We start from the raw sequence: 21,871 nt of genomic DNA, 5'->3' as shown, positions 1-21,871 counted from the left end.
TCAGCGCGCCTCCGCCAGGCCGATGCGGCCCTGCAATTGTTTGCCAAAGGATTGGGTCACGCGATCGAAGATGATCGCCAGGGCGACAATGCCCAGCCCTGCGAAGAGCCCGCGGCTGACTTCGAGCCGCCCGATGCCCTGCAGCACCTGGTAGCCCAGCCCACCGGCCCCGATCATCGAGGCGATCACCACCATGGACAGCGCCATCATCGTGGTCTGGTTGACGCCGGCCAGGATGGTCGGCAGCGCCAGGGGGATTTGTACCCCCAGCAGGCGCTGATGCGGATTGGTGCCAAAGGCGCGGCTGGCTTCCATCACCGCCGGATCGACCGAGCGCAGGCCCAGATCGGTCAGCCGCACCAAGGGCGGGGAGGCATAGACGATGGTGGCGATCAGCGCCGGGATCTTGCCCGGCCCGAAGATCATCACCGTGGGTATGAGATAGACGAAGCTGGGCAGCGTCTGCATCAGGTCGAGCAGCGGGGTGATGGCTTTGCGCACATTGAGCGAGCGGCTCATCCACACGCCGACCGGAATGGCGATGATGATGGCGGTCAGCGTTGCCGCGATCATCAGCGCCATGGTGGTCATCGCGTCTTCCCACAGGTCCATGACCCCCAGGAACAGCAGCGAGGCCAGCACGATCACCGGCAGCTTCCAGCTGCGGGTCGCCAGCCAGGCGATCGTCACCAGCACGGCCATGATCAGCCACCAGGGCGTGGCAATCAGCAGGTCCTCGATGGCCTTGAGCAGCATCAGCAGCGGATAGGCTGCGGCTTCGAATTCGCCGCCCCAGTTGCGCACGACCCAGTTGAGGCCATCGTCGACGGCGCGGCGCAGCGGGCGGGTATCAATCAGTTCTGGAAACACGCTTTTTCTCTCTCGGAGCTTGGGCGCGCGATGCCGGAAAGCGTTCCTCTGCGCCTTCGGGCATCACGCGGAAAACGGCCGGGTCGCAACCCGGCCGTCCTGATTTGCCACTGTGAGGCAGCACGTTAGCTAAGGCTTGCCTTGACCTTTTCGGCCACCTCGGGCGACACCCAGCCGCTCCACAGGTCTTCCTTGGTCAGAAGGAAGTTTTCGGCCGTGGCTTCGGCATCGGCCTGGTTCTCGTCGCCATAGACCAGCAGTTCACTGATCTCGGCATTGGTCAGGCCGACCTTGGTGAAATACTCGGCGACGGCGGGAGCCTCTTCCTGCAGCCAGGCGGCAGCGCCAACCACGGCGGGCGAACTCGGATAGGCCGTCTTGCCGGCCGGCTCGTCGCAATCGGGATCGGTATTGCAGGCATAGACGGCCTGGTCGGGCTCACCCATGTCGAGCTGCACCGCGTCATACTTGCCCAGGATGGCCGTCGGCCCCCAGTAGTAGAACAGGATCGGCTCTTCGCGCGTGAAGGCGCGGGCGATCGAGGCATCAAGCGCGCCGCCCGAACCTGGCGAGAACAGGTTCCAGGTCTCTTCCATGTCATAGGCTTCGAACAGCGCCGAAGTGGACAATTCGCAGGCCCAGCCCGGCGGGCAGGAGTAGATGCGGCCCTGATCGGCGTCCTCGGGATCGGCAAACAGGTCCGGACGGGCGATGACGGCTTCCGCCGTCGTCAGCTCGGGATTGGCTTCCTGCACATAGCGGGGGATGAACCAGCCTTCCACCGTGCCATCGGTGATGGCGTCGGAGAGCTGGACGACCTCACCGGCCTCGATGCCTTCGGCCCAGGGCTCTTCGATGGCGCTGGTCCACAGCTCCGGCGCCACGGCCGGCGTGCCGCGTGTCAGCATGGACGATGAGGTGGGAACGGTATCGCCGGTCACGATCTCGACGTCGCAGCCAAAGCCGGCTTCGAGAATGGTGGCGTGAATATGGGCCAAGGCGGCCGCGGAGGGCCAGGTCATCTCGGCAATGTCGATGGTGCGGTCGGTGCCGCAGGCAGCGGCGTCGGTGTCCTGGGCCATTGCGGGAAGGCTGTTCGCAGACAAAAGCGCAACGGCCATCGCGGCGGCAATGCCACCGGATTTCAATATCATCAGGTCGTCTCCTGGATTTATGGGATGCCGGACCATAACGGTCACAATGCATCCATGTCAAATCGCCAGATACTTGCTGAATAACTGTTTTCGACATCAATCAAGACTTGATAAATCAAGTCGATATGACTGTTTAGTGATTTGAATGGCTGAAAACTTGCTGTCCCAAATTTCCGCAAGTCGCAATGAAATCAAAGCCGAAGTGAAAAATAATTGACAGCCGTCTTTTTGCCGCAAAAATGCCTGTTTTTCTGCCGCTTAGGGCAAGACGGCATTGACCCAGCCCGCCCACAGATCGCGCCGCTCAGTGACGAAACGCTCCGCCACACCCTCGACCGTCGCGCCCGGCTCGCTGAGCTGGGCCAGCAGGGTGTTCATTTCCGCCAGTGGCAGGCCGGCACGCTGGAAATAGGCCGCAATGGTTGGAATGTCGGTGAATACCCACTCGGCCAGCGCCACCACCACGGTCTCGCTGGCAAAGGCGCTCGCCACCGGTTCGGGACAGGCCAGCTGCGCCAGGCATTTGGCCGCCTCCGCCTCATAGGGCCCCATCTCCAGCGCCACGAAATCGAACTGCGCCAACACCGCATTGGGCTGCCAGTAATAGAACAGCACCGGCTCGCGCCGGCTCACCGCCTCGGCAATCAGCGTATCCATCTCGAACCGGTTGGCCGGCTCGACCAGCTCCACCGCAGCCCCGATGCCCAGCGCCCGGACCAGGTTGCGGTTGATCACCGCACAGGCCCAGTCCACCGGGCAGGAGATGAACCGCACCTTACCCCCCTCGTTGAGCGTCGGCAGGGCCGCCGCCAGCCCGGCAATGCCGGTCAGTTCGGGATGCGCTGTCGCCAGCTGCCCGGGCATGAACCAGCCCTCGAACTGGCTCTCGGCATAGGTGGTGGCTGCCGGGCGCAGCATCTGCGCCTCGATCCCGGCATTCCACACTTCGGCAATGCGTGTGACCCACATTTCCGGCGCCACGGCCGGCTGCCCGGTCGATCCCATTGATGAGGCAGTGGCGGCAAGGTCACCGGGGGTCACGCGTGTTTCGCAGCCATATTCCCGCGCCAGGATCCGCGCATGGATCTCCGCCAGCAGCTCCGCCGAGGGCCAGCTCATGCGCGCAATGCTCAGCGGCTGCAGTCCGCAGGGCGGCGGCGGGGCATCCGGCTCGGCTGCCGGGTCGGCGCCGGCTCCATCCTGGGCCTGGTCGAGCACGGTGATCTGCGCCTGGGCCGGCGTCACCGCCAGCAACGCGGCCAGCAGCAGCATCGCCTGCAATAGCCTTGCTGTCATGACCACTCCATCCCCCGAAAAACTACATTACTCTACGCGAAAACCACCCCCGTTAAGCAACAGCAGCAGTGGCTTGATTTGCCAATCAATACCCGGTGACTCGGGCTTATCAAATGTGCAACAGTCCCTGCCAGCGGGGCGCGGGTTGCGCCCCCTTTATCGCGTCGTTCCGATACGCAAGACTGGCTCACGCAAGAGCCTCTCGGCGGAGCGACCCAGCAGAGGGACGTACATGCTCAATCTCAAGACCAGCCTGACCCTGGCCGTTGCCGCCACGACGCTCGCCGTCGCCGCGCCAGCCATCGCCCAGGATACCGGCGCCACCATCGGCTTCATCGGTGGTTTCACCGGCCCCATCGAATCCCTGACCCCGCCCATCTTTGCCGGCGCCGAGCTGGTGGTGAAGCAGGTCAACGAGCAGGGCGGCATTCTGGGTGGCGAACTGACTCTCATCTCCGCCGACGGCGCCTGCGACGCGACCGCAGCGGCCGCTGCCGCCGACAAGGTGATCAATACCGACAACGTCACGGCCGTGGTCGGCGCGCTCTGCACCGGTGAAACCATCGGCGCCTTCAACGGCTCGGGCCTCAGCGGCAACGTGGTCTTCATCTCCCCCGCCTCTTCGGCCCCGGCTCTGACGACGCTCGAAGACAACGACCTCGTCTACCGCACCACCCCGTCCGACGCACTGCAGGGCGTCAAGCTCGCCGAGCTGCTGCTCGCCAAGGGCGTGCAGGACATTGCCATCACCTATGTCAACAATGACTACGGCAAGGGTTTCGCCGACGCGCTGTCGGCTGCCTACACCGCCGGCGGCGGCACCGTGGCTGCCAATATCGCCCATGAAGAAGGCAAGGCCGACTACCGCGCCGAGCTGGGCAACCTGGTCGCATCGCAGAACCTGGTCATCCTGGCCTATGCCAATGCCTCGGGTAACACCATCCTGCGCCAGGCCGTCGAATCCGGCAACTTCACCCTCTATGTGGGCGGTGACGGCATGGTCGGCGACGACCTGCTCACCGGCATCGACGCAGCCGCTGTCGAAGGTCTGATCGCCACCCGCGCCGGCGCTCCGGAAGGCGAAGCCACCACCACCTATGTGGACCTGGCCACCGCTGCCGGCATCGAAGCCAACGCCACCTATGCACCCCAGGCCTATGACGCCGCTTTCCTCCTGGCTCTCGCCATCGAGAAGAACGGCTCGGCTTCCCGTGACGGCCTCTCGGCCGCCCTGCGCGAAGTGGCCTCCGCTCCCGGCGAGAAGATCCTCCCGGGCGAATGGACCAAGGCTGTCGAGCTGATCAAGGCCGGCACCGACATCGACTATGAAGGCGCCGGCGGCGCGCTCGACTTCGACGAAGTCGGCGACGTGGACGGCATCATCGTCGAGCTCGCCGTCGAAGGCGGCGCCTTCGTCGAAAAGGGCCTGATCCAGTAAGCTTGGCTCTGTCCGGCTCTTGCCGGCAAAACCCTCCAGTGGAGGGTTTTGAGGAGACGAGGCCCGAAGAGCTATGCTCGAAGGGCGGTCGACCCGCATGAATTGGGGCCCGGGATCACTCCCGGGCCTTTTTGTTTGGAGCCACCATGCCCGATCCGGAAACGCTGAAATTCTACGCCGACAACGCTGCCGACTATGTGCAGCATGCCAGCCGGCCCGCGCCCCAGCTCCTCGACTTCATGGCAAGCTGCCCCCTGGCGCCTCCGTGCTCGAACTGGGCACCGGCAATGGTCGTGATGCCGCCGCCATGCTCGCCGCCGGCCTTGCCGTCACCCCGTCCGATGCCTCACCCGAGCTCGCCGCCGAAGCCCAGGTCCGGCTCGGCTGTCCCGTCCGCATCATGGCCTTCCACGAACTCGACGATGTCGCGGCCTATGACGGCGTCTGGGCCAATGCCTGCCTGCTGCATGCGCCCCGCGCCGAGCTGACTGGCGACCTCGCCTTGATCCACCGCGCCCTGCGCCCGGGCGGCCTGCTCACCGCCAGCTTCAAGGCCGGGGGCGGCGAAGGGCGCGACCAGTTCGGCCGCTACTACAATTACCCCGATGCCGCCGGGCTGCACGCCCATCTGCTCGCCGCGGCGCAATGGGCCGATATCGACATCAGCGAGCATGACGGCTCGGGCTATGACAATCGCCCAACCCGCTGGCTCTGGGCATCCGTCCGCAAGGCGCCTTGACAGAAGACCGTCGTTCTCTTAATTAGAGACCAATGGTTTCTTATGAGGACGCGACGTCATGAGCTTTTCCGAACGCGATATCCCCGACCTGGCCGGCAAGACCGCCATCGTCACCGGCGCCACCGGCGGCCTGGGCTATGAGACGGCCCGCATGCTGGCCGAGCATGGCGCCCGCGTCATCCTGGCCGGCCGCAATCAGGCCAAGGGCAGCGAGGCCCTTGCCAATATCCGCGCCACCGCGCCCCATGCCGATAGCGCCTTCGACATGCTCGATCTGGCCAGCCTCGCCTCTGTCGCCGCCTTCGTCGCGCGGCAACAGGCCAGGGCCACGCCTATCGACATCCTGATCAACAATGCCGGCGTGATGACCCCGCCCACCCGCCAGACCACGCTCGACGGCTTCGAGCTGCAGTTTGCCACCAACTATCTCTCCCATTTTGCGCTGACCATGGGGCTGCTGCCGCTGCTGCGGGCGGCGCCTGCCCCGCGTGTCGTTTCGCTGTCCAGCGTCGCGGCGCGGCAGGGACAGATCGACTTTGCCAACCTGCAGTCGGAAAACGGCTACAAGCCGATGGTCGCCTATAGCCAGAGCAAGCTGGCCTGCCTGATGTTCGCCTTCGAGCTGCAGCGCCGCAGCGATGCCCAGGGTTGGGGCCTGACCAGCATCGCCGCCCATCCGGGCATCGCCCGGACCGACCTCATCGTCAATGGCATGGGCGATGCGAGCCCCGCAGCCTTCATCCGGCGCCACCTGACCTTTCTGTTCCAGCCGGTGCCGCAGGCGGCCTTGCCCAGCCTGTTTGCCGCAACCGCATCCGAGGCGACGCCGGGTGGCTATTATGGCCCCAGATGGCTGATGGAAATTCGCGGCCCTGTTGGCGTGGCGGTCACGCCAGGCGCCGCGCTGGACGCCGGCGTCGCCAGCCGCCTGTGGGACAAGTCCGCCGAACTGGCGCGCCTGCCCTTCCCTGACATGGCCGGCGCGGCTTAGAATGGACGCATGAGCGTTGCCACATCATTCCAGCGTGCCCGCAAGCCCGAAGAGATCAGCCAGCGCCGCGAGACCCTGCTCGCGGCCGCGGCGGAGCTTTTCGATGCCGAGGGTCCGGCCGGCGCCGGGCTCAATGCCATCGCGGCCAAGGCCGGCTTCACCAAGTCCAATGTCTATCGCTATTTCGAAAGCCGCGAACAGGTCCTGCTGGAGCTATTCCGCGATGAGTTCGGCAAGCTGGTCGACGCCCTCGAACCCGCCATTGCCGCGCAATCGCCGGGCGATGTCCCCGGCCTCGCCGAGGCGATCACCGGCACCTTCCTGGCCCGTCCGCGCTGCTGCGAACTGATCTCGATCCTGTCGAGCACGCTGGAGCAGAATGTCTCCGAGGAGACAATCGCCAGCACCAAGACCTTCATGACCAGCCAGACCGCTCGCGTCATCGCCGCGCTGGCGGCGCGCCTGCCCGGCGCCTCTGCGGCTGATTGTGGCTGGGCCATTGCCATGATCGGCTCGCTGCTGGCGGGCATGTGGCCCGGCGCCAATCCACCGCCGGCCGCCCGGGCCGTTCTGGCGCGCCCCGAATTCGAGCATCTGCGCATGGTGCCGGCGCGCGACCTCAAGCGCGCATCCATGGCCCTGCTCGCCAGTATCGCCTAGGGACCGACCTGACGCTGCGACGGCGATGGCTCCACGCCCAGCCGCGTCACCGTGATTGTCGCGCTGTCCACCAGCACCGCGATGTCGAAATGTTCCGCCTGCACCACATCGAGCACCTTGCTGGGCCGGTAGGCACAGATGGCCACCCCGTTCTGGTGGCGCAGGCTGTCATAGATCACGCCGTCCTCGCCTGCCGCGCGCAGGGCCTCCCCGAAGGCCTGGCTGGCACCATAGTCGGTCCCATCGTAGAGCCTGGGCTCGTCCAGCCCCCTTATATCGCGATAGCGTCCCAATAGGCGGCAGCCATAGGCCCGGTAGCGCCGCCTGGCCCCAGGCAGCCGGCGGGCAAAGGCCTCGCGCCGCAGGTGATGCGCCACCTCGGCAATCGCCGTCTCGATCCGGTCCGCCGCATACCAGGCGCCCAGGTCAGGGCCGGAAAAGCGCGCGCCATTGACCGGAGCATGCAGGAAGGCCGCCATGACGATGGAGGCATTGGGCCGCCCGAACACCCATTCGGCGCGCGGCAGGCGGGCAAGTCGCTCGGCCACCAGCCGGTCATTGGTCCAGCCCGCCAGCTCCATCACCGCCTCGAGGTCGGCGGCGCGGGCCACCGTGTCGAACAGTCCGATGGGCGGAAATTGGGAGGGGATGAGCCGATGCGCCGGCACCGGCGCTTCGGCATGGACGATGCTCACTGAAAGATAATGTCCCTGTCCGTGCTGGGCGCCAGCCCCGCATCGAGCCCGTTGGGCGCCATATAGAGCCCACCCCGCGCCGCATCGAGAAAGCGCCGCACCTGCAGCAACCCGTCCAGCGTCCCCGCCGTCACCAGCGCCATGGGCGGCTGGCCGCCAAACAGCGGCGCATCATGCGGCTCGGTGAGCCACGCCACGCCTTCCCCCTGCGTCTCGAACAGCACGCCCAGCGCCTGATGAATGCCCAGCAGCGCCGATAGCCGCGTCAGGCTGTCGACGTCGAGCGTGACATCGGCCTGCTCGCGGGCCAGTCGCATCCAGTTGTGATAGGTCGAGCGCGACGGATAGCCCAGCACCAGCCGCCGCTGCTGCTCGTTGAGGCCCCATAGATCGGCAATGGCCGCAAAGCTGCGCAAGGCCGGCCCGCTCAGCCGCCGCCGGTTGGCCGGCTCGAACCGATCCACCCCCAGCGCCTGGCCCGGAGCGAACGATATCTGCGGCATTTCTGCAAATCCCGTCCGCACCATCTGCGCCTCCTCAAAAGCTCAGATCGATACATAGTCCATATCTGGACATACCACAAGGGGAGAGGTGGCCTACCCCTCTCGCCGCACCGCTTCCGGAATCAATCCCTTGGGCGCATAGCGCAGCGCGATGGTGATCACCAGACCCAGCACGAAGACGCGCATCTGCGCCGAGCGCGACTCGATCTCGGGGATAGCCCCCCAGCCCGCATTGCTGGACCAGAAGCTGACATAGTCGAAGATCACCTTGGCCAGGGGCTCCGACACCACCCAGACCAGCCAGATCAGCACCGCCCCGAACACCGCGCCCCAGTTATTGCCGGCGCCGCCCACGATGATCATCACCCAGATCAGGAAGGTGTGGTTGATCGGCTGGTAGCTCGACGGATCGAAGATCTGCGTGAAGCTGACCAGCATGGCGCCGCCAATGCCCATCAGCACAGAGCCGAAGACGAAGATTTCCAGCTGCCGCGCGGTGACATTCTTGCCCATCGAGGCCGCCGCGATGTGGTTGTCGCGGATGGCCCGCATCATGCGGCCCCAGGGGCCGGCATAGGCCCGCGAAATCAGCCACATGGCCGCGCCCAGCACCAGCAGCGCCAGCAGCAGGAAGCCGCCGCGCGCCAGCAGCAGCGAGGAGAACATGTCCGATCCGGTTGCCTGGTAATCCTGCGGCAGCGGCGTCGGCCACGGAATGGGCGACACGGTCAGCGTGCCGCGCGTCAGCCAGTCCATGTTCTTGATCAGCGCGCGGATGATCTCGGAAATGCCGATCGTGGCAATGGCCAGGTAATCCGTGCGCAGCCCCAGGGCAATCTTGCCCACGATGAAGGCAATGCCCGCCGCCAATACGCCGCCGAACAGCCAACCCAGCACCGGATGGGCGCCGAGGCCGCCGACAAAGCCGGCATTGGCCTCGATATAGGCCGCGGCCGGGTCGATCTGGCTGCGATAGACGCAATAGGCCACGAACCACGCCAGCACGGTGACAAAGCCCTTCCACTTGCCGCGAATGCCAATGCGCTCGCTCTTGCGCGCCCCGATCACCAGCAGCGCGCCGGCGGCAAAGGCGATCAGCGCCCGCCCCAGCATCCACGGCCCGTCCGAGCCCCAGAATTGCGGATTGATCGGATAGGATATGAAGGTCACGGCAAAGCCGCCCAGCATCAGGAAACCCATGATGCCGAAGTTGAACAGCCCGCCATAGCCCCACTGGATATTGAGCCCCAGCGCGATCAGGCTATAGGCCGCCGCTTCCACCAGCCGGCTCGAGGTGAAGGGCAGGCCCATGAGCCAGCCGACGACCAGGATCAGCACGAACAGCCCGGCAAACAGGGTAAGCGAACGCTGGATCATGACGAAGCCCCCTTGAAGATACCGGTCGGCCGCACCAGCAGCACGACCACGAGGATGACGAAGGCCACGGTCAGCTTGTATTCTGTCGGCACCAGCGCCAGCGTGGCTGGCAACTGCAGCCATTCGGGCAGCACCGCATTGAGCGGCCGCAGCACCATGGTCCAGTTGAACACGGCCAGCGACTCGGCAAAGCCGATCAGCAGGCCACCGGCAATGGCGCCATAGGCCTGGCCCAGCCCGCCCACGATGGCCGCGGCAAAGATCGGGATGATGATGTTGAAGGCGAGATCCGGCTTGAGCGTCACGTCCAGCGCCAGCATGGTGCCGGCCATGCAGGCCAGCGCCCCGGCCACGATCCAGGTCACCCGCACCACCAGCGCCGTATTGATGCCCGAGACCTGCGCCAGGTCGGCATTGTCCGCCATGGCGCGCATCGCCTTGCCCAGCCGCGACCGGGTCAGGAAGAAATGCAGCGCCAGCACCGAGACCAGCGTCACCACGATCATCAGCAGTTGTGGCTCGGTGATCACCAGCGGCCGGGTCGAGCCGAGAAAGCTCGTATCGATGCGGAACACGTCCTTGGTTTCGGTCTCGAAGAACGAATAGCTGCCGGCGCCGAAGAACAGCCGGATCAGCCCCTGCACCATGAGCGTAACGCCAATCGAGGCGATCAGCAGCACGACCGGCCTGGCGCCCCGCTGGCGCAGCGGCGCATAAAAGCCCTTGTCGATACCCAGCGCGAAAATGGCCGAAAGCACCATGGCCAGCGGCAGCACCACAAAACCCAGCGGGATCGGCGTCACCACGCCCCAGCTGGCAAACAGCGCGGCCAGCAGGAAGGCGAAAAACGCGCCCGAGGTCATCAGCTCGGAATGGGCGAAATGGGCAAAGCGCAATATGCCGAAGATCAGCGTGATGCCGACCGCGCCCAGCGCATAGATGCAGCCCAGCACCGCGCCGGAAATCACCACCTGGTTGATGAAGAAGACGAATTCGGTCACGGCTCAGCCCCCGAGGAAACTTTTGGCGACTTCGGGATCGGCGATGAGCTCGGCGCCCGTGCCGGTGAAACGGTTCTGCCCCTGCGCGAGCACGAAGCCCTTGGAGGCGAAGGCCAGCGCCTGGCGCGCATTCTGCTCGACCATGAGAATGCCCACGCCCTCCTTGTTGACGCGCACGATGGTCTCGAAGATCTCGATCACATAGCGCGGCGACAGGCCCGCCGAGGGCTCGTCGAGCATCAGCAGCTTTGGCTTGCTCATCAGCGCCCGGCCCATGGCTACCATCTGCCGCTGCCCGCCCGACAGTTCACCGGCCGGCTGGCGCCGTTTTTCCGCCAGCACCGGGAACATGGCGTAGACCCAGGCCATGGTTTCGGAAAAATCGTCGCGCCGGGTAAAGGCGCCCATTTCGAGATTTTCCTCGACCGTCATCGAGGTGAAGACGTTCTTTTCCTGCGGCACGAAGCTGAGCCCCTTGGGCACCAGCGTGTCGGGCAGCGAATTGACGACATTCTCGCCCAAAAATTCGATCGTGCCGCCGGTGACCTTGAGCAGGCCGAATATGGCCTTGAGCGTGGTGGACTTGCCCGCCCCGTTCGGTCCGACAATGACGCCGATATCGCTCTGCTCTATGGCCATGTTGACGCCATTGAGGATCGGTGCGCCGCCATAGCCGCCCACCACATGTTTCAGTTCGATCAGAGCCATTACGCCACCTCGACGGGGGTGCCGAAATAGGCTTCGACGATCTGGGGATTGGCGCGGATGTCCGCCATCGGGCCCTCGGCGATCTTTTCGCCCTGCGCCATCACGATGACCGGGTCGCAGAGCCGGCCGATCAGATCCATGTCGTGCTCGATGACGAAGAATGTATAGCCCAGTTCCTTGTTCATGCGCTCGATATTGGCGGCCAGGTCATTGAGCAGCGTCTTGTTGACGCCAGCGGCCACCTCGTCGAGCAGCACCACCTTGGCATCGACCATCATGGTGCGGCCCAGTTCGAGCAGCTTCTTCTGCCCGCCGCTGAGATTGCCCGCCAGTTCGTTGCGCACATGGCCCAGCTTGAGGAAGTCGATGACGTCCAGCGCCTTCTTGCGCACCTCGGTCTCGCGCGACCTGGAAATGCCCGGACGGAACCAGGCATTGCCCAGATGCTCGCCCGGCTGGTCGCCCGGCACCATCATCAGGTTTTCCAGCGCCGTCATGTTGGAGAATTCATGCGCAATCTGGAACGTGCGCAGCATGCCGGTGCGGAACAGCTGATGCGGTTTGAAGCCGGTCACGTCGACGCCGTCGAAGATCACCCGGCCTTCATCGGGCACGATATTGCCCGCCACGATATTGAACAGCGTGGATTTGCCCGCCCCGTTCGGTCCGATCAGCCCGGTAACCGAGCCGCGTCGTACCGACAGCGAGCAGTTGTTCACGGCGGTGAGGCCGCCAAAGCGTTTGCTGACGTTGCGAACGTCAATAACCAAGTCAGAGGACACCCGAACCGTCCCGTTCCCAAAAGCCAGTCATACCCCGTTCATACTCGGGGCTATTTTGGGGCATCTGCTCATAAGGTGACCCAAGGGTCAACCGTGTGGGATCGAACCGAGATAGGCCAACACCGCGTCAGCTGTGGATTTGTTATTGGCGCAGGGCACATCATAGAGCGTGGCCAGCCGCGTCAGCGCCTTCACATCCACGTCATGGGGCTGCGCCGACAGCGGATCGATGAAGAAAATCAGCATGTCCAGCCGGCCTTCGGCGATCATCGCGCCCAACTGCTGGTCCCCCCCCAGCGGGCCGCTCTTGAGCAGGCTGACACTGAGCCCCGTCGCCGCCATCACCCGCCCGCCCGTGGTCCCGGTGCCCCACAGTTCGTGCTGGCCCAGCTTGTGCCGGTGCTGGGCGGCCCAGGCACACAGCTCATCCTTCTTGTCGTCATGCGCCACGAGGCCGATGCGTGCCATGCTGCCCTCCAAAATGCAGGCAACTTACAAGCATGCTTCAGGCAAACAGGGCAATGGCTTCGCTGAGCAGGATGCCGATACGATCCACCGGAATGTCATCGCCCGGAACCAGGCGCAGGTAGCGTCCTTTCTTGAGCCCGTCGCCGGCCAGTAGCCCCTCGCCGTTTTCGAGCAGGCGCCCATGCTCGAAATAGAGCGAGACCCGGTCCGCCTGCGGGAAGACCGAGCAGACATGCCCGGCCGCGCCGTGGCGGAAATTGACCGATTTCCAGCCCGTCATCACCTTGCCCGAAAGGCCGGGATGCGCGGCAACGAGGGCCACCAGCCGCGCCGTCAGCTCCGCAGTGGCGGGCGGCAGCGGCGCCACGAGCTCGGCAAAGGCCCGTGAATAGACAGGATCGACAACGGATGTGAGCATGGCAGGATCCGGCTTTTGACGCCGCACGATCCTGTCATTGCCCCCTGACAGACTCTGTCAGCACCCTTCTGGCTAGAACTCGTTCCAGTCCCGCGCAATGGCCGCATTGCCAACCGAGCGCGGCGCCGGCGCCGCCTTTGGCATCTGCCGCACGGCACGCACCGGCGCCCGCGCCGGGCCCTCGATCGTGAACACGTCGACAATGCCGTCGAGCTCGCTGGCCTGCGCCTCGGTCTGCTCGATCGCGGCATTGGTCTGTTCCACCAGCGCCGCATTGTGCTGGGTCATTTCATCCATGAGCCGCACGGCGACAGCCACCTCTTCGAGCGAAGAGGCCTGCTCCTTGTTGGCCTGGGCAATGGTGTCGATCAGCTTTGCGCTCTCCTGGGCGCCGGCCAGGATATCGAGCAGCGTCTCGGCCGCCTGCCCGACCAGGCCCGTACCGGTCTGCACTTCGCTGGCGCTTGCCTCGACCAGCGCCTTGACCTCGGCTGAGGCATTGGCTGCCGACTGCGCCAGGCGCCGCACTTCCACCGCCACAACGGCAAAGCCCTTGCCCGCATCGCCGGCACGCGCCGCCTCGACCGAGGCATTCAGCGCCAGCAGATTGGTCTGGAAGGCGATGTCGTCGATCAGCCCAATAATGTTGGAAATCTTGGCGGAACTGGTCTGGATGGCCGACATAGCCTCATTGGCCTGCTTCATCACCGCACCGCCCTGCGTTGCGCTCTGCGCCACGACCTGCGCCTTGCCGCTGGCCGTCGCCGTGCGCCGGGCATTTTCTGCCACGGCCAGCGACAGCTGCTCCACCGAGGCCGAGGTTTCCTCGATCGCGGCGGCCTGCTTGGTGGTGCGGTCGGCCAGGTCGTTGGCGCCGGAGAGGATTTCGCTCGTGGCGGTCTTGAGCGACCGCGATGTCTGCCGCAACTGCCCCACAATGCCGGTCAGCCGATCGGCCACCGCATTGGTATCGCTCTTGATCTGCTCGAAGGCCGGCTCGAACTCGGCGGTGATCCGGCGGGTCAGGTTGCCTTCAGCCATGTCCTTGAGCACATCGCCGGTCAGCGACACGGTGCGGGTGATCTTGGCCTGGGCGGCCTCGTCGGCAGCCCGGGTGTCTTCGGTGATCTTGTCGAAATAGGCCGACACGCCGATGTCGATATCAAGCAGCGTCGACTTGATCAGGCTGCCCAGCACGAGCGCCATGTCGTCCGCCGCCGCCATGATCTCGTCGGGCGATGCGGCCTTCTTGCCGAACCGGCCGGGCTTGGGCTGCAGCGCTTCGGTCATCAGGTCATGCACGAGGCCAACGACCAGCGTTTCGATGATCAGGCCATAGCCGCCGATATGCCAGCGCGGCTCGAGCCCGATCTTGGCATGGCGCAACCCGACCTTGCTGCTGGCCTCGAAATAGGCGTCGTCGAAATGCCCCGCCGCAATCGCCTTCCAGTGCCCGACCTGCTTGGACTGGGCGCGGTCCATATGCGGCTTGCCCTCAAAGAAGCGCGCCACGGCAGGCACGGTGGCGAGCTTGGCGTAGAACTTGTCCAGTGCCAGCGACAGATGCTTGTCGATATGGGGCTGAACCTTTGCCTGGCGCTGCCGCGCCGTGTCGTCAAGGCCGATGAAATCGAGACGGGTTTGCAGGTTGTCTTGGGCAGAACTGGGCGACGACATGGGAGTGACACTCGGGAATGGACACGTTGGTATTGACCATGCGCGATTCCCAAACCGTGACCTGGATCAAACTGTGTCGAGCCTATGCCGACATGGTGAACCAGCGGTTAATCGGGCGCTTTGCCTGCCCGCTTTTGTCCCAGATCAGCTCGCCTGCCCCCGCCTGAACGTGGCGCCAACCGCCGACCTCAGACCATCCACGAGGCCGCGCGCGCCCGCCTCGCGCTCGGGCGCCGTGCTGCCAAGGGTGAAGGCGCCGATGACCCGGTCGAGCTCGTTGGCCTGTGCCTCGGTCTGTTCGATGGCGGCATTGGTCTGCTCCACCAGCGCTGCATTGTGCTGGGTCATTTCATCCAGCTGGCGTACCGCGACATTGACCTCGTCGATCGAGGAGGCCTGCTCGCGGCTGGCCCGGGCAATGCTGTCGAGCATGGTCGCATTGCTGCGGATGGCATCCTGCACGCCCACCAGCCGCTCCGCTGCGCTGGCGACGAGACGCGTACCGCCCTGCACCTCATTGGCACTCTGTTCGATCAGCGCCTTGACGTCGGCCGAGGCACTGGCTGCCGATTGGGCCAGCCGGCGCACTTCCACGGCCACCACCGCAAAACCCTTGCCCGCATCGCCCGCGCGGGCGGCTTCGACCGAAGCGTTCAAGGCCAGGAGATTGGTCTGGAAGGCGATATCGTCGATGAGGCCGATAATATTGGAAATCTTGCCGGACGACTGGGTGATCCGATCCATGGCCTCGGTCGCTTCGCCCATCACCGCGCCGCTTGCCTCCGCCTCGGCCGAAACCGACCGCGCCCGCTGGCTGGCATCTTCCGCGTGGGCGGCATTGTCCACCACCGTGCGGCTGAGCTGTTCGATCGCGGCACTGGTCTGCTCGATCGTCGCAGCCTGCCGCGTCGTGCGCTCGGACAGGTCGTTGGCGCCCGAGAGGATTTCCCCGGTCGCCGTCTTGAGGGCACCTGACGTGCCCCGCAATTGCGTGATGATCTGGCCCAGCTGTTCGGCGACACCATTGGTGTCGGTCTTGAGGCGGGCGAAGGCGCCCTTGTAGTCGCCATTCATGCGCTGGCTGAGATCGGCCCGCGCCAGCGCGGCCAGCACGCTGCCCGTTTCCGTCAGCCCGCGATCGACAGTCTCTACCAGGTCGTTGACGCCCTCGGCCAGCCGCCGCAATTCGGGATCGGCCAGTCCGGTGCCGACGCGAAGCGTGAAGTCGCCATCGATGGCGGCGCCCACCACCCTGCCGATATCCTGCTGCAAGCCCTGGATGACGCTGACCTGCTGGCTGCGCTCCTCGGTCATGTCGAGTTCGGCGGCGCGCAGGTCGCGCATCCTCAGCCCATTGCCGCGGAACACTTCCACGGCCTCGGCCATGTAGCCCAGCTCGTCGGCCCGCTCGAGGCCGGGCACGGCGATCTCCAGCCGGTCGGCAGCGATCTCGGCCATGGCATCGGTGAGGCGCGACACCGGCCGGGTGATGGTGCGCGCCACCAGCACGCTCACCACGCTCGCCAGCGCCAGCAGCACCAGCCCGATCATCACCATCGTATTGCGCAGGCCCGTTGCCGGCGCGGTGATGTCGGCCTGGCTTTCGAGCGCCACCACCGCCCAGTTTACGCCGCCAAAGCTCAGCGGCTCTGCCGCCGCGACATAGGCTTCACCACCGTGATGATCGAGCGTTCCCAGCGCCTCAGTGCCACCCAGCGCCGCGTCGATGGCCGCGCCCTGGATCGAGAGCGTCATGGCATCGTCGTCTGCGGTCACGGGCGAATTGTTGCGCGCCAGTCCATCCTGGCCGACGAGGAAGACTTCCCCGCTCGCCCCCAGGCCCTCGGTGCGGTCCAGCACGTCGCTGATGCGGCCGGTCGGCAGCTGGAAGGCAATGACGCCGATCAGGAAGCCCTGGTCATGCACGGGCGCGGCAATGAAGCTGGCCGCAGCCCCGGCACTGGGGCCATAGGGTGCGAAGTCCGAGAGGAACACCTGTCCCTCCTCGGCCGCCATGGCGGCGCGCACCACCTTGCCCAGGTCGCTGTCGGCCCAGGGCCCGCCGCCCTCGGCAAAATTGGTGGCAAAGTCGGCTTCCTTGAACACCGTATAGACATTGTTGAAATCGGTATCGAACAGGAAGATGTCGTAATAGCCCCGCCGCTGCAGCAGGTCGCGGAAATCAGCATGCAGGTTGCGGTGGTGCAGGTCATAGACCGGCAGCTTGTCCGACGTGTCGAGCAGCAGGCGCTCGCCCGCCCCGTGCGGATTTTGCGTGATATAGGCATCCTGCAGCAATTCCGCCGGATCGCCCTGACCCGACAGCGAGCGCATGGCGCCCGAAAACGCGTCGATGGCGGCGGAGATTTCCGACCGGCCCGCGAATACGGCGAGATCCACCGCCACTTCATCGAGATAGGCCGCGATGGCCGAATGCGCGTTGGCGGCGGTGGCGCTGAGACGCTGCTCGGCCTGGCTGCTCACGATGGCATTGCTGGCAATATAGGCCGCGACCGCCAGGCTCGCACCGGTGACCAGCGCAACGGCCACCACCATGGCCGGCAGCTTGAAGGCAAGTTTGAGCTGGGTCTTCATCGGGATTCTTCCGCGGCCATGACGCTTCGAAACCATAGGAAGAATATGGTTAAGGAAGCACTTCCAGGCACTTATCGGCCAGGCACCCGCTTGAAGAGGCCTGCTATTGCCTAGAACTCGCTCCAGTCAGCCGACACCGCCGCATTGCCATGGCTCAGATAGGTCTGGGCCGCCGAGCGCACCTTCTGCACCACATTGCGGACCGGAGCCGGTGCGCGCTGCGGCGGCGCCGAAACCGGCGCGGCATCGAGCTTAAACACCTCAACCACCCGATCCAGCTCGCTGGCCTGCGCCTCGGTCTGCTCGATCGCGGCATTGGTCTGTTCCACCAGCGCCGCATTGTGCTGGGTCATTTCGTCCAGCGTCCGCACCGCCACCGAAACTTCATCGATCGCCGCCGCCTGTTCGCGGCTGGCCTTGGCGATGGACTGCATCAGGCTGGCATTCTGGTTGACCTCGTCCAGCATGGCCGCCAGTTGCTCGGCGGCATTGGAGACGAGCCGCGAGCCGCCCTTGACCTCCGAAGCGCTCTGCTCGATCAGCGCCTTGACGTCCGACGATGCGCTGGCTGCCGACTGCGCCAGCCGCCGCACTTCCACCGCCACCACCGCAAAGCCCTTGCCGGCGTCGCCCGCCCGCGCCGCTTCCACCGACGCGTTCAGCGCCAGGAGGTTGGTCTGGAAGGCGATGTCGTCGATCATGCCGATAATGTTGGAAATCTTGGCCGAACTGGAGGTGATGCGCTCCATGGCCTGGTTGGCCTCGGTCATGGTGACCCCGCTCTGTGCCGCGCTCTGCGACACCGACTGGGCCTTGCCATTGGCATCCTCGGCCATCCGCGCATTGTCCGCCACGGTGGAGGCCAGCTGCTCCATCGCCGCCGAGGTCTCCTCGATCGTGGCCGCCTGCTTGGTGGTCCGTTCGCTGAGGTCGTTCATGCCGCTGAGGATTTCGCCGGTCGCCTGCTTGAGCGAACCTGAAATCTGCTTGGCGCCACCCACGATCTCGGTGAGCTTCTCGCTCACCAGATTGGTATCTTCCTTGAGGCGGGCAAAGGCGCCCTGATAGTCGCCATGCATGCGCTGCGTCAGGTCGGTATCGGCCAGCGCGCCCAGCACCTTGCCGGTTTCGCCAATGCCACGATCCACCGTTTCCACGAGGTTGTTGACGCTTTCCGCCAGCGAGTTGAGCTCGGGATCGGGGAACTGCGCATGCACCCGCTTGGAAAAATCGCCAGCAATGGCGGCATCCACCACCTCGCCGAACGCCGCCTGCAGCGCCACCATCATGTCGGTGCGCTCGATGCGGCGGCGCTGCGAGGCGGCGCGCTCCTCCTCGGTCATTGCGGTCACCTTGAGGCCATTCTCCCGGAAGACTTCGACCGCCCGGGCCATTTCACCCACTTCATTGCCGCGCTCGACAAACGGCACCACCGCCTCATAGTCACCCTCGGCAACCGTCTTCATTGTCTGCGCCAGGCGCGGCACCGGCCCCATCATGACGCGCGACAGCACATAGCCAATGGTGCCAAGCACGCCCAGCGTCACGAGGCCGACGATCAGCAGCAGCTTGAGCGTGTCATAGATCACCGCGTCAACGGCCGACCGGTCGATGCCGACAAACAGGATGCCGACAGCCTTGTCGGTCTGGTCAACGATGGGCTGATAGGCCGTGTAGTAGGGCTTGCCGACGATATTGGCTTCCCCGAAATAGGTCTTGCCTTCCATCACCGTGGCATAGGCCGCGCTGGTCTGGCCCAGCGGCGTGCCCACGATGCGCGCCCCATCGGCCCCGACAATGGTCGTGGTCATGCGCACGAAATCCTGGCTTTCCTCGTCCCAGCCAAAAATGGTCGCGGCTTCGCCGGTGATGCGCGCGATGGAATCGACCAGCTCGTCGTTCAGGAACTGCCGCGGCATGGCCCAGGTCTGGACCTTTTCGATATCGTTGGTCTCCGACCAGATCACCTCCGCTCCCGGCAGGCTGCCCTGCACCACGGTCGCCGCGGTCTTGAGATTGGTAATCTGCTGGGCGAGTGCCACATCGCGCGTCGATGCGCTCAGATTGATATAGATGGCCGCCGTTACCACCGTGACGGCAACAATGATCGCGGAGATCACCAGGCTGGCAATCATCGTGGTCAGTTTGATATTGCCGAAGAATTGGCCGACGCGGTTGAACATGAACAAGCCCCAGAAATCGCGCACGGCAGCAAGTCCGCCCGCGCCCATTATCCGGAAAAATACCAGTCCAGGCTTAATCGAGTGTTTATCATGAAAAACCCCGCATCGCCGGAGCGCTGCGGGGTTCCATTGTCGTACGGACGAAGAAAACTAGAACTCGCTCCAGTCCTGCGCCAGCGCCGCATTCCCATGCGTCTTGAGGTTGGACGACACTGCCGCCAGGCGCTGTTGCAGGCCACGCGCGCCGCCGCTGGGCTCGGCCTCGCGTTCGCTGCGCATCGGCGGCGCTTCCTGCTGCCGGGTGATGCGGAACACCTCTACGATCCGGTCGAGCTCGGTGGCCTGTGCCTCGGTCTGTTCGATGGCGGCGTTGGTTTCCTCGACCAGCGCCGCATTGTGCTGGGTCATCTCGTCCATCGTCCGCACGGCGGTGGTGACTTCCTCGATCGCCGAAGCCTGATCACGACTGTCATTGGCGATCGATTCCAGTAGCCCGTTATTGCCACGCGCCGCTTCCAGCATCGCCTTGAGCTTGCCTGCGGCATCGCCCACCAGCTTGGAGCCGGTATTCACTTCCCCGGCCGATTGCTCGATCAGCACTTTGACTTCGCTCGAAGCCTGCGCCGCCGACTGTGCCAGGCGCCGCACTTCCACGGCCACCACGGCAAAGCCCTTGCCGGCATCGCCCGCCCGCGCCGCTTCCACCGAGGCATTGAGCGCCAGGAGGTTAGTCTGGAAGGCGATGTCGTCGATCATGCCGATGATATTGGAAATCTTGGCCGACGACTGAGTGATGCGCTCCATCGCCGACGTCGCCGCATCCATCACCTGGCCGCCCTCTTCGGCGGTCCGGGTGACCTGCGCGGCATTGGCGCTGGCATCCTTGGCACGCTGCGCATTCTGCAGCACGGTCGAGGCCAGCTGCTCCATCGCCGCCGAGGTCTCCTCGATGGTTGCAGCCTGCTTGGTGGTGCGCTCGGACAGATCGTTCGCGCCGCTGAGGATTTCCCCGGTCGCCGTCTTGAGCGAGCCGGAGGTATGGCGCAGCTGCCCGATTACTTCGGTCAGCTTGTCGGCCACCGCATTGATGTCGGACTTGAGCGTGGCAAAGGCGCCGTCATAGTCGCCTTCCATCCGCTCGGTCAGGTCGGTATTGGCCATGGCCCCAAGCACATGGCCGATCTCGGTCACGCCGCGATTGAAGGTCGAGACCAGGTTGTTGATGCCGCCCGCCAGCGTATTGAGCTCGGGGTCGGGGAATTCTGCCGTCACCTGACGCGAGAAGTCGCCGGCCACCGCAGCGTCCACCACCTCGCCGAAGGCCGACTGCAGCTCGCTCATCATCTTCTGCCGGTTTTCCTGATCGGCAATGATGCGTGCGGCCTCGGCTTCCGTCATCTGGCTCACGCGCAAGCCGTTCTGGCGGAACACCTCGACGGCGCGCGCCATGCCGCCCACTTCATTGCCCAGACCGGTATAGGGCACCTCGGATTCGAAATTGCCTTCGGCAATGGTTTCCATGGCGCCGGCAAGGCGCGGGATCGGTTTGGTGATGAGCCGCGACAGCACAAAGCCCGCCAGGCCGAGCGCTACAACCACCGCGCCGCCCACGACGAGAATCAGGCCGAGAACGCCATTGGCCGCTGCTTCCACCTCGGCCATGGGCGTACCGACGAAAATGGCGCCCATGATTTCTCCGCTCATCTTCTCGATGGGCTGGAAGGCGACGAAGTAGTCCACGCCATTGATCGGTGCCGGACCGACAAAGGCCTCGCCCGCCATCAGCGTGGCATAGGCCGGGCTTGCCGCATCGAGAGTCAGGTCGGCGACGCGTGTTCCATCGGCCGCGGCAATGCTCGTGGTCTTGCCCACCATGGCCTGCGTGGCCGTGTCGAGCACGTAGATCGTTGCGTCCTGCTTGGTGACGCGGGTCACCGAGTCGATGATTTCGGTGTCATAGAAGGGCGGCACGGCCCAGCTCTGGAAGGCATCCATCGTGCCGTCTTCGGTCCAGTTCAGCACCGAGCCGGAAATGCGCCGCTCCAGGATGGTGGCCGCAACCGCCAGATTGGTTTCCTGCTGCACCCGGCTATCGGCGAGCGAGCGGGAATAGAGGTTCATGTAGATCGCGCCCGATACGGCGGCGATGGAGCCAATGATTGAAAACAGGACCAGCACCGCAATCGCGGTTGTCATCCTGATATTGCCAAAGACGGCCAAGAGCTTGCGCATAGGCATATTCCCCCCAAATGTCCGGGAGCAGCGGATAATCGCGCGCGTCCCACGGACCTACTGGTGGCGAAGCCTACGGGACAG

Annotated in this window: 19 protein-coding genes; 4 read left to right on the top strand and 15 right to left on the bottom strand. The window is 64.9% G+C overall.

Features of this window, described 5'->3' with window-relative positions; translation table 11 throughout:
- From ACLI1C_RS15645 to ACLI1C_RS15635, 3 genes are all read right to left on the bottom strand, one after another.
- Positions 1-870, bottom strand: a complete 870-nt coding sequence (locus ACLI1C_RS15645; protein ID WP_411398401.1) for an ABC transporter permease — start codon at positions 868-870, stop codon at positions 1-3.
- Positions 871-995: 125 nt separating this feature from the next.
- Positions 996-2,024 carry an ABC transporter substrate-binding protein gene (locus tag ACLI1C_RS15640; RefSeq protein ID WP_411398400.1) on the bottom strand — a complete coding sequence of 343 codons (1,029 nt, stop codon included), beginning with the start codon at positions 2,022-2,024 and terminating at the stop codon, positions 996-998.
- Positions 2,025-2,282: 258 nt separating this feature from the next.
- Positions 2,283-3,320, bottom strand: coding sequence for a glycine betaine ABC transporter substrate-binding protein (locus tag ACLI1C_RS15635; RefSeq protein WP_411398398.1), 1,038 nt, complete (start codon positions 3,318-3,320; stop codon positions 2,283-2,285).
- Between the two features lie 232 nt (positions 3,321-3,552).
- Between ACLI1C_RS15635 and ACLI1C_RS15630 the strand changes: the two genes are divergently transcribed.
- The 4 genes from ACLI1C_RS15630 (at position 3,553) to ACLI1C_RS15615 (ending at position 7,148) form a co-directional block, all read left to right on the top strand.
- Positions 3,553-4,758 carry an ABC transporter substrate-binding protein gene (locus ACLI1C_RS15630; protein ID WP_411398396.1) on the top strand — a complete coding sequence of 402 codons (1,206 nt, stop codon included), beginning with the start codon at positions 3,553-3,555 and terminating at the stop codon, positions 4,756-4,758.
- Positions 4,759-5,023: 265 nt separating this feature from the next.
- Positions 5,024-5,497: a class I SAM-dependent methyltransferase gene (locus tag ACLI1C_RS15625; RefSeq protein ID WP_411398394.1), complete on the top strand. Its 474-nt coding sequence runs from the start codon at positions 5,024-5,026 to the stop codon at positions 5,495-5,497.
- Between the two features lie 58 nt (positions 5,498-5,555).
- Positions 5,556-6,488 carry an SDR family oxidoreductase gene (locus ACLI1C_RS15620; protein ID WP_411398393.1) on the top strand — a complete coding sequence of 311 codons (933 nt, stop codon included), beginning with the start codon at positions 5,556-5,558 and terminating at the stop codon, positions 6,486-6,488.
- Between the two features lie 9 nt (positions 6,489-6,497).
- Positions 6,498-7,148, top strand: coding sequence for a TetR family transcriptional regulator (locus ACLI1C_RS15615; RefSeq protein WP_411398391.1), 651 nt, complete (start codon positions 6,498-6,500; stop codon positions 7,146-7,148).
- Here ACLI1C_RS15615 and ACLI1C_RS15610 read toward each other — a convergent pair.
- The 12 genes from ACLI1C_RS15610 to ACLI1C_RS15555 form a co-directional block, all read right to left on the bottom strand.
- On the bottom strand, positions 7,145-7,843 hold the full coding sequence (locus tag ACLI1C_RS15610) for an RES family NAD+ phosphorylase (protein ID WP_411398389.1): 699 nt from the start codon (positions 7,841-7,843) through the stop codon (positions 7,145-7,147). The two genes, ACLI1C_RS15615 and ACLI1C_RS15610, sit on opposite strands and share 4 nt — an antisense overlap.
- Positions 7,840-8,346 carry an MbcA/ParS/Xre antitoxin family protein gene (locus ACLI1C_RS15605; RefSeq protein WP_411398388.1) on the bottom strand — a complete coding sequence of 169 codons (507 nt, stop codon included), beginning with the start codon at positions 8,344-8,346 and terminating at the stop codon, positions 7,840-7,842. Before ACLI1C_RS15605 ends, ACLI1C_RS15610 begins: the two co-directional genes overlap by 4 nt.
- 93 nt (positions 8,347-8,439) lie before the next feature.
- Positions 8,440-9,723, bottom strand: a complete 1,284-nt coding sequence (locus ACLI1C_RS15600) for a branched-chain amino acid ABC transporter permease (protein WP_411398386.1) — start codon at positions 9,721-9,723, stop codon at positions 8,440-8,442.
- Positions 9,720-10,724 carry a branched-chain amino acid ABC transporter permease gene (locus ACLI1C_RS15595; RefSeq protein ID WP_411398385.1) on the bottom strand — a complete coding sequence of 335 codons (1,005 nt, stop codon included), beginning with the start codon at positions 10,722-10,724 and terminating at the stop codon, positions 9,720-9,722. Before ACLI1C_RS15595 ends, ACLI1C_RS15600 begins: the two co-directional genes overlap by 4 nt.
- A gap of 3 nt (positions 10,725-10,727) precedes the next feature.
- Complete coding sequence (locus tag ACLI1C_RS15590) at positions 10,728-11,432, bottom strand: ABC transporter ATP-binding protein (protein WP_411398383.1); 705 nt, start codon at positions 11,430-11,432, stop codon at positions 10,728-10,730.
- On the bottom strand, positions 11,432-12,202 hold the full coding sequence (locus tag ACLI1C_RS15585; RefSeq protein WP_411398381.1) for an ABC transporter ATP-binding protein: 771 nt from the start codon (positions 12,200-12,202) through the stop codon (positions 11,432-11,434). Before ACLI1C_RS15585 ends, ACLI1C_RS15590 begins: the two co-directional genes overlap by 1 nt.
- Before the next feature lie 99 nt (positions 12,203-12,301).
- Complete coding sequence (locus ACLI1C_RS15580; protein WP_411398380.1) at positions 12,302-12,694, bottom strand: methylglyoxal synthase; 393 nt, start codon at positions 12,692-12,694, stop codon at positions 12,302-12,304.
- Between the two features lie 25 nt (positions 12,695-12,719).
- A complete protein-coding gene (locus tag ACLI1C_RS15575; RefSeq protein ID WP_411398378.1) occupies positions 12,720-13,100 on the bottom strand; it encodes a hypothetical protein in 381 nt (126 codons plus the stop codon).
- Between the two features lie 72 nt (positions 13,101-13,172).
- Positions 13,173-14,777 (bottom strand): methyl-accepting chemotaxis protein, encoded by a 1,605-nt coding sequence (locus ACLI1C_RS15570; protein WP_411398376.1) that lies wholly within the window; start codon positions 14,775-14,777, stop codon positions 13,173-13,175.
- A 144-nt stretch (positions 14,778-14,921) separates the two neighbouring features.
- Positions 14,922-17,372: a methyl-accepting chemotaxis protein gene (locus tag ACLI1C_RS15565; protein WP_411398375.1), complete on the bottom strand. Its 2,451-nt coding sequence runs from the start codon at positions 17,370-17,372 to the stop codon at positions 14,922-14,924.
- A 110-nt stretch (positions 17,373-17,482) separates the two neighbouring features.
- A complete protein-coding gene (locus tag ACLI1C_RS15560; protein WP_411398374.1) occupies positions 17,483-19,579 on the bottom strand; it encodes a methyl-accepting chemotaxis protein in 2,097 nt (698 codons plus the stop codon).
- Positions 19,580-19,705: 126 nt separating this feature from the next.
- Entirely contained in the window at positions 19,706-21,787 is a 2,082-nt protein-coding gene (locus ACLI1C_RS15555; protein WP_411398372.1) for a methyl-accepting chemotaxis protein, read from the bottom strand.
- Positions 21,788-21,871: the final 84 nt, after the last annotated feature.

Origin of the sequence: Devosia sp. XGJD_8, from assembly GCF_046614475.1 — a bacterium.
In the GTDB taxonomy this organism is placed as follows: domain Bacteria; phylum Pseudomonadota; class Alphaproteobacteria; order Rhizobiales; family Devosiaceae; genus Devosia.
Note: the sequence above shows the minus strand (reverse complement) of the source record. Positions and strands in the feature narration are given on the sequence as shown.

Bases quoted from the DNA above. Each gene is read 5' to 3' on its own strand.
- ACLI1C_RS15620 (WP_411398393.1), top strand. From the start codon at position 5,556: ATGAGCTTTTCCGAACGCGATATCCCCGACCTGGCCGGCAAGACCGCC.
- ACLI1C_RS15630 (WP_411398396.1), top strand. From the start codon at position 3,553: ATGCTCAATCTCAAGACCAGCCTGACCCTGGCCGTTGCCGCCACGACG.
- ACLI1C_RS15575 (WP_411398378.1), bottom strand. From the start codon at position 13,100: ATGCTCACATCCGTTGTCGATCCTGTCTATTCACGGGCCTTTGCCGAG.
- ACLI1C_RS15635 (WP_411398398.1), bottom strand. From the start codon at position 3,320: ATGACAGCAAGGCTATTGCAGGCGATGCTGCTGCTGGCCGCGTTGCTG.
- ACLI1C_RS15600 (WP_411398386.1), bottom strand. From the start codon at position 9,723: ATGATCCAGCGTTCGCTTACCCTGTTTGCCGGGCTGTTCGTGCTGATC.
- ACLI1C_RS15605 (WP_411398388.1), bottom strand. From the start codon at position 8,346: ATGCCGCAGATATCGTTCGCTCCGGGCCAGGCGCTGGGGGTGGATCGG.
- ACLI1C_RS15640 (WP_411398400.1), bottom strand. From the start codon at position 2,024: ATGATATTGAAATCCGGTGGCATTGCCGCCGCGATGGCCGTTGCGCTT.
- ACLI1C_RS15555 (WP_411398372.1), bottom strand. From the start codon at position 21,787: ATGCGCAAGCTCTTGGCCGTCTTTGGCAATATCAGGATGACAACCGCG.
- ACLI1C_RS15615 (WP_411398391.1), top strand. From the start codon at position 6,498: ATGAGCGTTGCCACATCATTCCAGCGTGCCCGCAAGCCCGAAGAGATC.
- ACLI1C_RS15590 (WP_411398383.1), bottom strand. From the start codon at position 11,432: ATGGCTCTGATCGAACTGAAACATGTGGTGGGCGGCTATGGCGGCGCA.
- ACLI1C_RS15565 (WP_411398375.1), bottom strand. From the start codon at position 17,372: ATGAAGACCCAGCTCAAACTTGCCTTCAAGCTGCCGGCCATGGTGGTG.
- ACLI1C_RS15570 (WP_411398376.1), bottom strand. From the start codon at position 14,777: ATGTCGTCGCCCAGTTCTGCCCAAGACAACCTGCAAACCCGTCTCGAT.